General features: G+C 44.1%; 12 protein-coding genes. All 12 read right to left on the bottom strand.

Annotated elements, in window-relative coordinates:
• Positions 1-4: 4 nt before the first annotated feature.
• A complete protein-coding gene (locus DV872_RS05745; protein ID WP_158546848.1) occupies positions 5-2,785 on the bottom strand; it encodes a molybdopterin cofactor-binding domain-containing protein in 2,781 nt (926 codons plus the stop codon).
• Between the two features lie 4 nt (positions 2,786-2,789).
• Positions 2,790-3,725, bottom strand: a complete 936-nt coding sequence (locus DV872_RS05740; RefSeq protein ID WP_114628898.1) for an ABC transporter permease — start codon at positions 3,723-3,725, stop codon at positions 2,790-2,792.
• A gap of 14 nt (positions 3,726-3,739) precedes the next feature.
• Positions 3,740-4,858 (bottom strand): ABC transporter permease, encoded by a 1,119-nt coding sequence (locus DV872_RS05735; RefSeq protein WP_114628897.1) that lies wholly within the window; start codon positions 4,856-4,858, stop codon positions 3,740-3,742.
• Positions 4,851-6,377 (bottom strand): ABC transporter ATP-binding protein, encoded by a 1,527-nt coding sequence (locus DV872_RS05730; protein ID WP_114628896.1) that lies wholly within the window; start codon positions 6,375-6,377, stop codon positions 4,851-4,853. The genes DV872_RS05735 and DV872_RS05730 overlap by 8 nt, the downstream gene beginning before the upstream one ends.
• 42 nt (positions 6,378-6,419) lie before the next feature.
• Complete coding sequence (locus DV872_RS05725; protein WP_114628895.1) at positions 6,420-7,466, bottom strand: BMP family protein; 1,047 nt, start codon at positions 7,464-7,466, stop codon at positions 6,420-6,422.
• A gap of 19 nt (positions 7,467-7,485) precedes the next feature.
• Positions 7,486-8,568 (bottom strand): 4Fe-4S dicluster domain-containing protein, encoded by a 1,083-nt coding sequence (locus DV872_RS05720; protein WP_114628894.1) that lies wholly within the window; start codon positions 8,566-8,568, stop codon positions 7,486-7,488.
• Positions 8,569-10,311, bottom strand: coding sequence for a dihydroxy-acid dehydratase (gene ilvD, locus DV872_RS05715; RefSeq protein WP_114628893.1), 1,743 nt, complete (start codon positions 10,309-10,311; stop codon positions 8,569-8,571).
• Positions 10,308-11,222: a dihydrodipicolinate synthase family protein gene (locus DV872_RS05710; RefSeq protein WP_114628892.1), complete on the bottom strand. Its 915-nt coding sequence runs from the start codon at positions 11,220-11,222 to the stop codon at positions 10,308-10,310. The genes ilvD and DV872_RS05710 overlap by 4 nt, the downstream gene beginning before the upstream one ends.
• Positions 11,213-12,436: a M20 family metallopeptidase gene (locus tag DV872_RS05705; RefSeq protein WP_114628891.1), complete on the bottom strand. Its 1,224-nt coding sequence runs from the start codon at positions 12,434-12,436 to the stop codon at positions 11,213-11,215. The genes DV872_RS05710 and DV872_RS05705 overlap by 10 nt, the downstream gene beginning before the upstream one ends.
• Positions 12,436-13,785, bottom strand: a complete 1,350-nt coding sequence (locus tag DV872_RS05700) for an amidohydrolase family protein (protein ID WP_114628890.1) — start codon at positions 13,783-13,785, stop codon at positions 12,436-12,438. The genes DV872_RS05705 and DV872_RS05700 overlap by 1 nt, the downstream gene beginning before the upstream one ends.
• Position 13,786: 1 nt before the next feature.
• Positions 13,787-14,182 (bottom strand): 4Fe-4S dicluster domain-containing protein, encoded by a 396-nt coding sequence (locus DV872_RS27240; RefSeq protein ID WP_114628889.1) that lies wholly within the window; start codon positions 14,180-14,182, stop codon positions 13,787-13,789.
• A 62-nt stretch (positions 14,183-14,244) separates the two neighbouring features.
• Positions 14,245-16,077, bottom strand: coding sequence for an aldehyde ferredoxin oxidoreductase family protein (locus DV872_RS05690; RefSeq protein WP_114628888.1), 1,833 nt, complete (start codon positions 16,075-16,077; stop codon positions 14,245-14,247).
• Between the last annotated feature and the right edge of the window lie 24 nt (positions 16,078-16,101).

Below are 16,101 nucleotides of genomic sequence, written 5' to 3'. Positions count from 1 at the left end.
TCCATCACTTCGTTATGTTACGCTGAGCAAGTTCAGCTAAAGCTTGTCTTACTCTTTCAGGTTTTGCCGGAAGATCCCGTATTCGCACACCAACTGCATTGTAAATTGCATTTATAATGGCCGGCGTTGTTGGTATCATTGGCAGCTCTCCCATTCCTTTAGCACCGAATGGTCCAATCGAGAGCTCATTGTCAATCGTGACTGTCTCGATAATTGGAGTCATATCAATAGTAGGGACCCCAATCTTTTTAAATGTATTAGTTATAACGCCCTTTTCATCCATAAGGAACTCTTCACTTAAAGCGTACCCGAGCCCCATCATGATTCCACCCTCTATCTGACCCTGTGCCCCATGGGTGTTTATCACTTTTCCTGCATCATGAACGGCAATAACCTTCAGAACCTCTACAGATCCGGATTCAGGTGACACTGCAACAAAAGCAGCTTGAGTACCAAAACAGTAAGAGAAATGGAGTCTATACGGTGCATCACTGCGCTCACAATTATCAGTATTCTCCGAGACTGGAACAGTCTCCGGAGCAGTATATATATGTGTCACAGCCATGTTTCCAAACTCTTTGTAAAGATCTTGAAAAGAGCTGACCCACTTATCAGAGGGAACTGTATCTCTGGAGATGACTAAACCGCCCACACAATCCAGTTGATCAATATCAAGACCACTTTTACCAGATACAAGCTCCAGCATCTTCTCTTTAAGTTTCTGAACAGCACTCCTTACAGCATTACCCGTCACAAAGGTCTGCCTGGAAGCGGTCGTGACACCACCATCAATAGTTTCTGCCGTATCATTGGTAATCAATTCGATATCATAAGGATTTAAATTCATGACTTCTGCAGCTATTTGTCTGGCCATAGTATCAGAGCCTTGACCGCTATCGACACTTGCTATTCTTAACAGCAGGTGATCACCACAGAGCTCTGCGATAGCTCCAGCGGCATCATTCATCCCGGAACCCAGACCGACATTCTTCATAGCACTGGCGATTCCAAGGCCAAGGATTCGGCCATCATCCAGGGTAATCTGCTCATCTTTCAATCGCTGCTGCATTATCTTGAGGGATGGTATCAACCCCACACTCTCACCAAGTACTTGTCCCCCGACCGTCTGTTTCCCAGTATCAAGACCATTGATAATTCTCAGATCAAGGGGATCCATCTTCAATTTCTCTGCAAGCATATCCATAAGGATCTCAGAGGCTATGGCAGGCTGGTTACTACCGAATCCCCGCATAGCTCCTGCAGGCGTTTTGTTCGTATATACTGCACACCCGGAAATTTCTGCATTTGGTATTTCATAAGGTCCCGGTGCAAAAAGTACCGATCGCAGAATGACAGCCTCTCCTGCAGAAGGATATGCACCTGTGTCTGCAATGATATCTGCTTTAAATGCTGTGATTTTCCCATTCGCCTTTGCACCATAGCTATAGTGCAGGATTTCCCCATGTCGTTTGATTGTCCGCAGCATCACATCTTCACGGCTCATAACCATATGAACGGGCCGCCCGGTAATCATTGCACCAAGAGCTGCATGGACCTGGATCGTAGGTTCTTCTCTTCCTCCAAAAGCCCCTCCGGTCATACGAGTGATAACACGGACCTTATCTACAGGAAGCTCTAGATTCTCAGCTATCTCATCCCGATAACTGAATGAACTCTGTGACTGGGTGCTTATAGTCAATGATCCATCTTCATGGGGAGTTGCATAAACAGCATCAGGTTCAAGATATGCATGCTCTATCGCCGGAACAGTTATGGTCTCTTCAACAATGACATCAGCCTCTCTAAAACCCTGTTCTATATTACCGCGGGTAATATGTAATTCTGACAGAACATTACCTGTATCATGGATAGATACAGACTTGTTCCCTTTGGATTTGCACATATCCAGAATAACAGGAAGTTCATGATAGACAACTTCTACCAATTTTGCGGCTCTCTGGGCTATCTCTTTAGATTCAGCCAGGATCATGGCTACTGCATCACCCATGTATCGGACCTTATCGGTTGCCAGTATCGGTTGCTTTTTAGAGATTATCCCAATAAGGTTAGGTCCGGGAATATCTTCACCGGTCAATACAGAAACGACACCTTCTATGGCCTTTGCTTTTCCAGTATCAATAGAAATGATCTCTCCATGAGCACAAGTGCTTAATACAAGTTCTCCATATAGGGCGCCCTCTTCAGGAAGATCCTCTGTATAGATCCCCTTACCCATTGCCTTGTCCACTGCATCCTGCCGAATAACTGGAGTACCAAGACCTTTTCGTTCAGTGGCAAGTGAAAGAGTCGTCCCCTCTCTTAATGCCTTAGCAGCCATAAATATGGCATCGAAGATCTTTGTATAACCGGTACAACGACAAATATTATGTTTTAACGCCTTCTTTATATCCTCAGTAGTGGGGTTCGGATTCCTGTCTATCAATCCTTTTGCTGAGATGATCATACCGGGGGTACAAAACCCGCACTGAATGGCTCCACAGTTGACAAAAGAGATCTGAAGCGGATGAAGGACCCCATTCTTTGCGAGTCCTTCGATTGTCTCCACATGAACACCATCGACCCGTGACATCTTGACCAAACATGCCCGTTTTGCGACACCGTCGACTAAAACCGTACATGCCCCACAATGTCCGACCCCACAACCGTTTTTGGTACCCATAAGTCCCATATCATCTCTGAGAAACTCAAGCAGCGTTCTGGATAAAGATCCTGTAAATACTGTCTGTATCTCATTGACATATAATTGGATGCTATCAATATTCATTATTTTAACCTTTAATATATGGTTTACCATTCGCGGCAGGATCTATAGTCTTTCCGACAAATCCCGCTAAGGTAATCATTGTGAGAATATATGGAGTCATGAGAAGAAAATCACTGGCGATAGGTACGCCTCGAGCCTGTAATGTCATCTGGAGTGCATCGGAGAATCCAAACAGCAAGGCCGCAGCCAGACAACCGAAGGGAGTCCTTTTTCCGAAGATCATGGCAGCAAGAGCGATGAACCCTCTACCTGCAGTCATTCCATTACAGAACATGGACAGTTGGGCAACAGATAGATATCCTCCACCCAGACCTGCCAGAAAACCACTGCTTATGACACTTATATATCGGATCTTAAATACATTCACCCCAACAGTGTCCACCGCTTTAGGATGATGACCTACCGCGCGCATCCGAAGCCCAAAAGGTGTATGAAAAATGATGTAATGTGATAGGACTACCAATAACAGGGCAATATAGGTCAGTGGATTTAGATGTCCGAAGATAGGACCGATGATCGGTATCCTGCTTATAATCGGAACGGTGATATTTTTGATTGAAGCGACCAAAGGTGTTCGACCGGGATTTCCCCAATAAAATTGCAGAATAATCGCCGGAACACCAGCAGCCATGATGTTTATACCAACACCCACGACTGATTGATTAGCCCTGAATTGAATACACATGACAGCATGAATAATACCCATTACAGCACCAAGAAGCCCGCCAAAGAGAACGCCCAGCCATGGATTCCCTGTAATTAGAGAAACCATCGCGGCACCAAATGCTCCCATCAGCATCATCCCTTCGATTCCCAAGTTTATGACTCCAGCCCGCTCGGAGAATGTCCCGCTGATAGAACCGAAGATAAGAGGAGTAGCCATGCCTAAAGAGGCGACAATAAGATCTGCCGATAGTATCTGTAAAAAACCTGTAATCATACTTCACCGTCCTCTTAATGTTTGATTTTTTTTGCTAAACGACGCCGAATGATCTGCTCTTTTTGGTTTTTGATGGTAGCCATAATGCTCCACTTACCGGCTACAAAAAAGATTATAAGAGCTTGAAGTACCTTGACCAGATTCACATTCGTTCCTGCGATGATCTGCATCTTCATTGCACCGGTCTTTAATGCACCGAAAAGGATAGAAGATATGATTATACCGACAGGGTGATTGTTCCCGAGCAACGATACTGCAATCCCTTCAAAACCATATCCTGGAGAGAATCCTGCATAAAAGCGCCCATAGACGCTGCATATTTCTATAGCCCCACCCATACCTGCTAAAGCACCAGAAATCATGAACGCCGAAATAACGGATTTATTCGTATTGATACCAACAAACTGAGAGGCATTTAAATTATGGCCCACAGCCCTCATTCGATATCCGGATTTAGTCTTCCACATGAGAAGATATACGATGATAGCCATGACGATACCGACAGCATAGGCCCTATTCATGGGAGATCCCTTGAATAGGGCCTGAAGACGAACATTATCATCCATAAAAGGAGTCGCTGGTTGGACACTCCCCTGCCTGAATGGTCCATTCACCGATACTAACCAGTTTGTCAAATAGAGGGCTATCTTATTCAGCATGATTACATTTATAACCTCATGCACCCCGAGGCGGACCTTCAAGTATGCCGGAAGAAAGGCCCACAAAGCCCCCGCTACAGCACCGGAAATCAGCACCAGAGGGATATAAATTATTGAGGGAAGTCCTGGAAATAGAGTACCGACCATAGCACCTACAATAGCTCCGACATATAATTGACCCTCTGCTCCGATATTAAAAAGTCCGCTTCTGTAAGCCACCGAAAATGAGAGACCTGTGAATATCAGAGGCGTCGCGGCCAGCAATGACTGCCCGAAACTTCTGAAACTCCCCAAAGATCCATTTAAGAGTGATGAAATAGCCAGTACTACATCATCTCCCAGGAGAGCAATAATAATCCCACCAACGAATAATGCCAGTATGATTGCAGTGAGAGGATCAAGTAGTCTTCCAAGCATACCCAGGATACTAGTTCTTATATTTTTAAATTGTTTATTCAAACTTCTTTTAGTCATGAAGAGATCTCCTTACTCCGCCCATGCAAAGACCGACCTCTTCCAGTGTGGCACTTTCTCTTGTGAATTCAGCAATGATCTCACCTTCAAAAATCACTAAGATTCTGTCACTCAGTGTAAATATCTCTTCAAGCTCAAATGAGACAAGAAGAATTGCCTTTCCATTTTTTCTTTGTTCTAAGATCTGCTTATAGACAAACTCAATAGCTCCGACATCTAATCCCCGTGTAGGTTGTGCCGCAATTAGAACATCAGGGTTTTTTGATATCTCTCGTCCAAGAATCACCTTCTGCTGGTTTCCCCCGGAGAGTGTCCTTCCCAGAGTCTCTGTGGAAGGTGTTCGAATGTCAAAATCCTTTATAATCTTCTTTGCTCTATCGCTTATGACCTGCTTATTCAGAAACGGTCCCTTTTGATACTCTGGTTCGCCTTCTAGTCCAAGCAAAAGGTTTTCCTCTATAGAATAATCAAGGATCAAACCCCATTTCTGTCTGTCTTCGGATACATGTGCAACAGAATGTTGTGACATGGCTTTCTGAGAAAATTTCTTTGGGAATTCGCTTCCAGAAACGCGAATGGAACCTTTGTCACGCTGTATCAGTCCAGCAAGGACTTGCAACAGCTCACTCTGTCCATTGCCGTCAATACCGGCAAGACCGACTATCTCAGCTCTTCTGACCGAAAGGTTTACCCCTTTGAGTGCAGGCAGCCCCCTATAATCTTTAACATGAAGATCCTTGATTTCAAAAATCACTTCACCGGGATCCTGTATCTCTTTTTCTATCTGCAGGACGACAGGTCTACCAACCATCATCTCTGCCAATTGTTGTTTAGTGACATCTACTGTCTCTTTTATTCCCACGACTCTGCCGGCTCTCATCACCACAACCCGATCGCTGATCTCCTTTATCTCCTGCAGCTTGTGCGTTATGATAATTATTGAATGTCCTTTGGCCTTAAGTTCACGTAGAACCTTGTAGAGCTCTTTCACCTTTTGAGGTGTCAAAACGGCAGTGGGTTCATCTAGTATCAGTATCTTTGCTCCACGATAGAGAGCTTTTAGAATCTCCAATCGCTGCTGTTCACCGACAGAGATATCTGCTACCAGTGACTTTGCTTGAATACTGAGTCCATATTTCTTTGAACATTCCATGACAATGGCCTCTGCCCGTTTATAGTCAAGACAACCGTGGTGTCTTGGTTCTGCTCCTAGAACCATATTTTCAGCAACAGTAAGATGTTCCACCAGCATAAAATGCTGGTGAACCATTCCGATACCCAGATTGATTGCATCCCTTGGGGACGAAATATCTACTCTCTTGTTTTGGAAATAGATCTCGCCATTATCCATGGTATAGAGACCATAGAGCATATTCATTAAGGTAGTCTTTCCTGCTCCATTCTCTCCCAGAAGTGCCAAAATCTCCCCTTCTCGCACATCTATGGATACATCATCATTCGCTAATACACCGGGGAATCGCTTGACTATATGCTGCATACTTAAGATTGTCTCATTCATCGATCCCCTGCTCCTTAATACGAATCTATTTGAATATTTTTATTAAATTGAAGGTGCTTTGAAAGCTGCAAGTTCATCCCTGTTGGAAGGGACGACAATCTCACCACTAATAATTCTTATTACGATATCGTCGACTATCTTCATTATCTCAGGATCAACAACATCTCTGGCTGCATCAGGAAATCCGACGGTTCCCTCTTTTAGACCAAGAGACATTACACCGCCTGAAAAATTACCTTTCATCGTATCGTTGACGACTGACATGACTGCAGAATCAATCTTCTTGATAGAAGAGGTCAACTGACGTCCTTCAGACATTTCAGTCTTATCTTTATCACAAGGAATTACCCAGGTATTCATGTCTTTTGCCGCTTCAATGATACCGACCTCGGTAAGTCCAGCTACTCCCTGAATAATATCTATCCCCTGTTTATACATGATAGTAGCCTGTTCCCGACCAGCACCTGGATTTCCAAAGCTTCCTACAAAAGTGATTGTATTTTCAATAGCAGGATCAACTGTCGCAACACCGGCTTTCCAACCAGATTCGAATCTAATGACAGGAGGAGTCTCCATGCCGCCAATGAATCCGACCTTATTGGTCTTTGTTGTCAATCCTGCAATTATTCCTGAAAGATAGGCCGCTTCATTTTCTTTAAAAAGAACTGATACGACATTGGGGGCATCGACAATACCATCAATCATAACAAAGTGACTATCAGGATACTGTTTCGCTGCTTCTGCAACTGAATCCACGAGGAGAAAACCCACCGCAACAATAAGATCATATCCCTGTTCTGCAGCAGCTTGAAGATTTGGAACATACTGTGACTGCTCACCTGACTCTATGACTGCGATATCTGCACCTAATTCAGCTTTAGCTCTCTCAAATCCCATCCAGGCCGCATCGTTAAAACCTTCATCACCAAGTCCCGAGACATTTGTAACCATGACCATCTTGAAAGGGGCTTTTTCAATTTCTTTTTCTTTTTCAACAACAGCTTCAGTTTTCTTTGAACATCCTATGACAACAGAGGTTGCCAAAGCGATCATCAATACGACAAGAATCTTTTTCATCAGTTCTTTCATTTCTACTATCTCCTTGAATTCAAATAGTTATTGATTTGCAGGGACATGTTGTCAAACATACTCCGCAACCGACACAAATCTCATGATCTATCACAGCTTTCTTATCTACGATAGAGATTGCTTGTTTAAAACATGATGTAGCACACAATCCGCAGCCAGTACATGTCATCAAATCGACTCCGGGAATCCATCCGTACACCTCAGAATCTTCCTGCTTTTGAGCAAGCCCTCTAATCTCACTCAAATCACTAATACCCCGCTCTATCATCCATTTGATAAGATCATTATGAATACGATCAAAAAGACCAAGACCATGTAATATCGCACCACCTACAATACCGACACCAGAAGCCCCAGCCATGATCAACTTAATTACATCCTGATAATCAGTCACACCTCCTACCCCAACGACAGGAACTGTAACATTGCGACAGATCTCAGTTATATAAGCCAAAGTTAAAGGAAATATTGGAGAACTGGACAAATAACCGTATCCATCCCTGTTCCCTAACACCGGTCTACCTGTCTCGATATCTATATCCATAGCAGGACCGACTGCATCCATAGCGGCGATACAATTCACTCCTGCGTCTTCCAGCTCTCTGCATAATTTTCCGACATTCTTACAGAAGGGTGGAAGCTTTACCATAATCGGTACATCAACCTTTTCTCTTGCCATGCGTACAGCATCCACAAGATTTTCCGGTTCATAATCGGAAAAGGTCACAATGCTTGCCCCATGATGCTGAAGTATTGCTGCATACTCCGCTGCCTTTTCCGGTTTCACATGATTGGTAGCCACATTAGCTATTAAGGGGATATCAATATCGATAGTATCCAGTTCTTCCATCCATCGATCGAATCCCATATCAGTCCAGTCCGCATTTATGAGTCCTTTCTTGACACGTATCATGTATCGTGAAGGAGATGCAGCCGGTTCATTTCTAATACTCTTGGTAACAATCGCACCCAGCTTGTGCTCTGCTGCCCGTTTTATTAATTCTGCATTACCAGAGAGAGGTCCTTCCGAAAGAATCAGCGGACTGTTGAGTTTGACTCCGGCTATCTCTATACCGATATTCACCTTATCAATCATATCCATCTAAATGTCCTTGCTCACTCTGATCTCTTTACCATATTTTCGTGCTGCAAGCTTTGAGGGAGGAAGCAAGATAGCTCCATCACCGGCTGATGAGACGATCTCCCGATAAATAGTTAAATATCCACTGTTTATTTTTGATTTTGGGTGAACCAGATTTACACGTCTCTGATCAAGCTCTTTCTTATCAACAAGAATGCTTATACTTCTTTTCTCTGTATCAAATTCGATTATATCGCCATCCTGAATCAAGGCGATCGGCCCATTGTCTGCGGCTTCAGGTGATACATGACCGATACAGGGACCTCTAGTCGCACCGGAGAATCGTCCGTCTGTGATTAGTGCTACTTTTTCACCAAAACCTGCTCCCTTAAGAGTGGCCGATGCCGTCAGCATCTCACGCATTCCCGGACCACCTTTCGGTCCTTCATATCTGATTATCAACACATCGCCTGCCTCTATCACACCATCGATGATGGCGGCGGTTGCATGCTCTTCACAGTTGAAAACCTTTGCTTTACCCGAAAAACGAACCATATTTCCAGGCATCGTAGCTTTCCTGACTACAGCACCATCGGGGGCAAGATTTCCCTTCAGCACCAACAGTCCACCTTCAGTCGAAGCTGGCTTCTCTACAGAACGGATTACGTCATGATCGATATATTCGACCATATCAATATTCTCTTTAACACTCTTCCCGGTGACTGTCATACAGTCCGTCTCTATAAGTGATTCCAGCTCGTGTAAGACAGCCTGAATACCACCAGCATGATAGAGATCCTCAATAACATGCTCCCCACCAGGACTCAGGGTGCATAGTTTTGGAGTTATTCTGCTTAACTCATCAAAAAGTTCCAGTGGAATATGCAAGCCTGCCTCAGCAGCTATTGCCGGAAGATGCAGGAACACATTCGTGGAACCGCCAATAGCCATAGCCATCTTGATACCATTCCTGAAGGCACCCTCTGTCATGATATCTCTTGGTTTTATATCTCTCTCCAAAAGCTCCATAATCTTCATACCAGTCTTCTTTGCTAATCGTCGTCTCTCTGAATAGACGGCAGGAATAGTTCCTGAGCCGGGAAGAGACATTCCCATTGCTTCGGTAATACAGGCCATTGAATTAGCTGTCCATGCACCTACACAGGATCCTGCACAGGTAAAAGAGGCATCGGCAATCTGCTGCAACTCTTTTGAAGAGACAACACCATTCTTCAAGTCAACCAGAGTCTCCAGCACATCCGTTGGAGTAACCTTCTTTCCCTTATATGTACCCTGAATCATTGGGCCACCGGTTATCATTATTGCTGGAATATTCAATCTGGCCAGTGCCATTAATTGTGCTGGTATAATCTTGTCGCAGGACCCAATTAGAACTATTGCATCGTACTGATAGGCTTGGACCGTCATTTCAATCCCATTTGCAATAAGCTCTCTGCTTGGAAGAATATAGTGCATACCCTCATGACCCTGAGCCAGAGCATCACAAAGAGCGATGGTATTGAATTCGAAGGGGGTTCCACCTGCGATTCTGATTCCCTCTTTCACAGCTTGCGAGATCTCCCGCAGATGCATATGACCCGGAACCATTTCGCTCCAGCTGTTAGCAACGGCAATCAACGGACGTTCTAGCTCTTCTCCGGTATACCCGCAGGCACGAAGATTTACGGCCCAGGGAATTCTACCGGTCCCACCCACTGCCTTTCTACTGCGCAGACCCTCAATATTTATTTTATCCGGATTCATACCAATCCCTCCAATATATTCAATTTCTGTAAGCGTCCCCGAATATCATCATTCTGATTTTGAGAAATTCGTCCTATGGGAGATCTGGAGAACGTAGGAGACATCCCTATACCCCTGAACTCAAGCATCTGTTTGATCACCGTAAAATAGGGTCCCATGGTCAAAATATCCAGAATGTCACACACATGCTGCTGCATCTGAGCCATTAATCCCGTATCACCGACCTTGAATGCCCTGTAGATTTCAGTAAAAACCTCTGGATAAATATTAGTGATTGTACTTACGGCTCCCTGAACTCCTGTGTCCAGGGATGAAGCAAAGATCCTGTCTCCTCCGACAAGAAGAGTCTGATCCTCTCTCAATAATTTTCGATATTCTCGCAATGAATCGAGACTCTTTCTGCTATCCTTAATTCCAGTAAAGTTCTCAGCCCTTTCTGCAATAGCAATAACAACTTCTTCAGTCACAACATTCCCCGCTGTTACAGGATTGTTATAAAGGAAGAAAGGCGTCTTTTTTGCCGAATCTGCAATAGTACAAAGATGTTCTATCTGCTCTGCAGCGGAAACTCTGAAATAAAAGGGATTTATAGCCGAAATAGCAGCAACACCCAGGTCTTGAGCATGTCTTGCCAGATTGATGCTTTCCCTGGTTGTGACAGCACCAACATGTGCAATAACAGGGATTTCCCCATCTACGGTTTCGACAATTGCTTCCAGAGCCGACTCTCTTTCGGATTGAGACATGAGTAGCCCCTCTCCTGAGGTTCCCATCGGGAAAAGAGCATCCACCTTCCCGGCCTGCCATGCGGTCAGTTTTTTTAATTCTCCAAGATCCAGCTCACCATTTCCAGTAAAGGGAGTAACCATTGCTGAGACAACTCCCTCTATTTTAAAATCTGCTACACACATCTGTTCCCTTCCAATTCTTCAGCCGCAGCACACTGTTTTTTAATAAATTCTTCATAGAATCTCATAGAAGTCTCAACCTCGTGTAAAGAGATTTCCTCCGCTGATGTATGACACAATCTGGGATTTCCCGGGCCATATACAATGCATGGAATATTAAGATCATTGATGATAAAATCCATGTCGGTATACCCATCGGTAATATAGCTGCCTAAATCATTGCCGGTCACACAGGTATGGACCTCTTTCATGAGTTTAAAAAGCGGAGACTTCCGCGAGGTTTGTGCCGAGCGTAATCCACGTTCTTTTACAGGTTCCCAATTCCAGTCGGGTCTATCAACAGTCAAAGAGGCCTTAAGAGTCGGATTTTCACTCTTTGCTTCATTCAGAATATTTTGAATACACTCCATCATGCTTTCATTGGTATCACCGGGGATGACTCGGCAGTCAAGTGAAATCTCACACTTGTCCGGTACATTGTTGTATGCCGTACCCGCCTGCACTAGTCCGACATTGATGGAGTTCTTCAGAACTCCCAGTCCAACACCAAAATCCTTCTCCTCGAAATTGAAAGAAAAAAGCCTCTGCAGAATCGGCATTGCCATCTCTACAGCATTCACTCCCAACCAGGGACGACAGCCGTGTGAAGCTTTACCTATGACTGTTATCTTTACAGGAAGAGTCCCCTTGCATCCCAGGACCGCATTCAACCCCGTCGGTTCAGTAATGATCGAATATTCAGCACGGATACCAGTTTCCACGAGTTTCATACTGCCCTGATGTTCGGACTCTTCATCAATAACAGCTGCAAGACATACAGGTTTCTCCAGCACAACACCCTGTCGTCTCAGATTGACAAGGGCGATTATACAGGCTGCAATACCGGCTTTCTGATCCACAGTACCTCTACCATGCATAAGATCACCATTTATGACAGGTTCAAATGGATCGGTCATATCCAATCCCGGAACTGTATCGTAATGGCCATGTAATAAAAGCCCAAACTGAGGGTTCTCACTCTGCTTTATAGAAAGGGGTGTCGGCGGATAGGTTATAAGCACATTGAATCTATTCTCTGTACAGTACTGTTTCTCGACCCCCAGTCCCTGTAATTCACAAAATGAATACAGGAACTCACCAAGGTTCTTTTCATTACCATTGATACTCTCTATTCGGATCATTTTCTCAAGCAAAGTGATTAGCTCAGATTGTTGCATTATGCCGTTACCCAATCGTTTCGTTTCCAGAAATCTGTAGCCTGTTCCTGACACTCTTCCCTTACAGACTGTTCATCAAGAAGCTGATGTACACCATCTTTTACGACCAGATCACCATCAATAAAAACCGTCTTCACATGAGCACTGTCAGCGACACTTACAAGATAATTCCAAATATTCGCCTCAAATACCCTCACAGGACTGTTGTTCTCCAATAGAACAATATCGGCCTTCTTTCCGATCTCCAATGAACCGATCTCATCCTCTTTCTGAATGGCCTTTGCCCCATTGATCGTTGCCATTTTAAAGACCTCTTTATCGGGCATTAATTCCAGCTCTTCATATTTCAGACGATGGATCATCTGACTTGTCCGCATGATCTCGAACATTGATTGTGTCATACCATCTGTACCTAAAGCGACAGGAATCCCGGCGGCCATAAGAGGAACCATGTTTGGCCAGAATCCAAACATCGCATTACTTACAGGCTGATGAGAAATCTTACAGCCATACTTTGCTAAAATTTCGGGATCTCTCAGAATATCCAGATAGGATGCATGAAAGAAGAGTACATCAGGTCCCAGAAAACCAAGGTCCTCCAGCCATTTAACAGGTCGTTTTCCATATTTCAGGGTTGAATCAGTTGTATGATATCGAGAATCACTCAGATGCATCATGATTCCACAACCATGTTTATCTGCGGCGGCACGCACCATTTTCACCTGTTCAGGTGTCACTGTATAGGTCGTATGAATACCAATTCTTCCATTAATACGTCCACCCTTTTTCTTCATTGCGTGATAGAAGTCCAGGTTCTCTTGAAGACCAAGTTCAAAATTCTCGTGACTGATTCTTCCTGTAGACTCAAATGAGAGAAAACCTCTGATTCCGCTCTTCTCGGCAGCCTCTCCTGCTGCGAATAATGTACCCGGCAGGGCATTAGGTCCTTCAACAGTATCTGTCGTGGTGGTAAAACCATGTTTCACATGCTCTATGGCATTGATCAGGGTTCCCTGCATTACGTCCTTGTTGTTAACCTTATTTTCCAATTTCTGAAACCAGAAACGTTCCATCCATGAAGCAAATGAAAAATCTTCCTCAGCAAAACCTGAATAGGGTATACTTCTTACGACGGCGCTGTACATATGATTATGAGCACAAACGAATCCGGGAATGGCGATCTTCTTCTTACCATCAAACAACTCAACGTCATTCTTGTATTCTGGAAGATCTTTCATACTTCCGATTGCAGTGATCCTGTCATTAGTGATCTCTATAAAACCATCACGGATCAGTTCTGTCTCAACTTCCGGTGTCACAACCATCACGTTTGTTATAACTTTCTTCATCTCATTTCACTCCTGCAGTCTTTATTTTCAGAGCCGTTTCCGGACACTCCTTCACACATTCTCCGCACAAATCGCAGTTAATCGCTTTACCAGCAAGCTCGTCCATAAATATTCGATTGCAGGATTCAACGCATTCTCCACATCCATTACACAGATCTTCATCCACTTGAACCAACCCATCAACGCAGCTTATCGCATTTTGAGGGCACACTTTTATACAAACAGGATCCGGGCACTGATTACAAACCAGAGTCTTAAAATCCAGACAATCATTACGCACTACCCGGATACGTGTTCGGCCGGGGTTATAGGCCTTGATATGAGCAAAAGAGCAGACAAACTCGCATTGTCGACATCCTGTACACTTACTCTTATCTACAAACAAATACTCTCTCATCTCATATCTCCCGTATTTGGCACGAACAGCTTTCTGACCAAATGATCAACAGCCCTCTGGTCTCAATCACTGAAGCCATAAATGATCTCAGCCTCTTTGGTCATCAGTAACTGTTCCAGCCGATCTGCCGTTGGAATACCATTATTGTCCCACCCTCGCAGTTCGTAATATTCGTCCAGCATTTGATCCTGCATTTCCTGCGTGACCCGTCGTCCATTTGATGGACCATACTGCATTGGATTATTGGTGATTTTTTCAGGGAGATAGTCATCTTTTCGTGAGATTCCACAAGCGTTACTGAAGAGCCTCGATAGATTCCAGATTCGTTCTCCTGTCTCGACCAGAGCCTCGACAGTATATTCATACCCAACAAAAGCAGTGAGCATTTCTGTAATACAACTATCGTTAATACCTATACCATATGGGAATTGACATATACCTAAACACTCTTCGGCAGCTTTGGCATTCTGCTGTGTCGAGACAAATGCAGCTTTTCCGACTGTACTGTCACCTGGTTCCAGTACCCCCGACAACTCTCTTCCTATAGGAAAACTACGGAGGTGACATGCTCCTCTATCAGAAGTCTGATATGCAAGACTCATCCCGGTTGACGAACGCGGGTCATATCCTGCCAGATCCAAACCCTTCACTTCAGGAGCTTCTCCGGCCATGTTCAGATACTCTGCCACAACCTTAGATCCCTGAGCAAGAATATCCCCAATTCCTTCCCGTTTACACATGATTGAAATCAGATGCATTCCTTGTTCGGTCAGATTCATACTATCGCTGAGACCGAATATTTTTTTGTCTACAAGTCCTCTTCGTATCGCATCAAAAACCAAACCTGATATTGCACCAGTCGTGATTGTATCTATACCAAACTGATTACACAGATAGTTAAGAGCAGCGATTCCCTGAGGATCATCCAATCCGATATTTGATCCAAGAAGGCATAGAGTCTCAAATTCAGGACCTTCCATCTCTCCACCTGTATATGTTGAATCCCTATACCCTTTTGAGCAGGAAACTGGACAGTTTGCACAAGACAATCGTCGAACCAGTTTACTTTCGATCGCTACATGATTTATCTTCTCTGCTCCTTTGAACTCTTTACCGGAAAAATTCCAGGCAGGCAGGATACCCAATTCATTCATGGCATCAACATTTCCAGGTGTCCCATTCGCTCTTGTTCCCGGAACCCAGGGATTGGATGCGATCCATTGTGATGTCTTTTTCATGGCTGAGATAAAATATTCAGGTTGTGATGGAACAATATCCTTTGCACCTTTCACAGCTATCAATTTCAAATTTTTCGATCCAAAGACAGCCCCGACTCCACCTCGGCCAATATTCCTTGAAAAATCATTTCCCAGACAGGCGAATTTGACCATACGTTCTCCGGCCTCTCCAATTGAAGTCACGCGAATACGACTATCTTTCAACTGTTCCCGAATACGCTTTTCCGTGTCATATATTCCCAATCCCGTATAATCTGAAACATCAAGAAAGGTAACTGAATCATTCTGCAGATAGAGTCCCGTAAGTTTCTCTGCTTTTCCCTCTATTATGAGTAGATCTATCCCGAAAGCTCTTAATTCAGGACCGAAGTGACCACCCGAACTGCCATCGAGATAGATATTTGTCAAAGGTGATTTAGTGACAACGTGAAATCTGGATGACGCTGGGGCCGGAGATCCAGAAAAGGCTCCGGGAGCAACATAGATAGAGTTTTCAGGGTCCAGCGGATCGGTCTTTGGTGGGACTTCTTTAACAAAATAGGCTGTTCCTAATCCTTTTCCACCTATATATTTCTGAAGTATCTCATCAGGTATGGACTCAAAAGAAAATGAGCTGCGTTTCATATCAATTCGTAATAATTTTTTACACCAGGCCATGCAGAACTCTCCTTGACAGTATCA

Source organism: Oceanispirochaeta sp. M1, assembly GCF_003346715.1.
GTDB lineage: Bacteria > Spirochaetota > Spirochaetia > DSM-2461 > DSM-2461 > Oceanispirochaeta.
Note: the sequence above shows the minus strand (reverse complement) of the source record. Positions and strands in the feature narration are given on the sequence as shown.

Coding starts and splice junctions, on each gene's coding strand:
- DV872_RS05745 (WP_158546848.1), bottom strand. CDS start 2,785: ATGAATATTGATAGCATCCAATTATATGTCAATGAGATACAGACAGTA.
- DV872_RS05740 (WP_114628898.1), bottom strand. CDS start 3,725: ATGATTACAGGTTTTTTACAGATACTATCGGCAGATCTTATTGTCGCC.
- DV872_RS05735 (WP_114628897.1), bottom strand. CDS start 4,858: ATGACTAAAAGAAGTTTGAATAAACAATTTAAAAATATAAGAACTAGT.
- DV872_RS05730 (WP_114628896.1), bottom strand. CDS start 6,377: ATGAATGAGACAATCTTAAGTATGCAGCATATAGTCAAGCGATTCCCC.
- DV872_RS05725 (WP_114628895.1), bottom strand. CDS start 7,466: ATGAAAGAACTGATGAAAAAGATTCTTGTCGTATTGATGATCGCTTTG.
- DV872_RS05720 (WP_114628894.1), bottom strand. CDS start 8,568: ATGGATATGATTGATAAGGTGAATATCGGTATAGAGATAGCCGGAGTC.
- ilvD (WP_114628893.1), bottom strand. CDS start 10,311: ATGAATCCGGATAAAATAAATATTGAGGGTCTGCGCAGTAGAAAGGCA.
- DV872_RS05710 (WP_114628892.1), bottom strand. CDS start 11,222: ATGTGTGTAGCAGATTTTAAAATAGAGGGAGTTGTCTCAGCAATGGTT.
- DV872_RS05705 (WP_114628891.1), bottom strand. CDS start 12,436: ATGCAACAATCTGAGCTAATCACTTTGCTTGAGAAAATGATCCGAATA.
- DV872_RS05700 (WP_114628890.1), bottom strand. CDS start 13,785: ATGAAGAAAGTTATAACAAACGTGATGGTTGTGACACCGGAAGTTGAG.
- DV872_RS27240 (WP_114628889.1), bottom strand. CDS start 14,182: ATGAGAGAGTATTTGTTTGTAGATAAGAGTAAGTGTACAGGATGTCGA.
- DV872_RS05690 (WP_114628888.1), bottom strand. CDS start 16,077: ATGGCCTGGTGTAAAAAATTATTACGAATTGATATGAAACGCAGCTCA.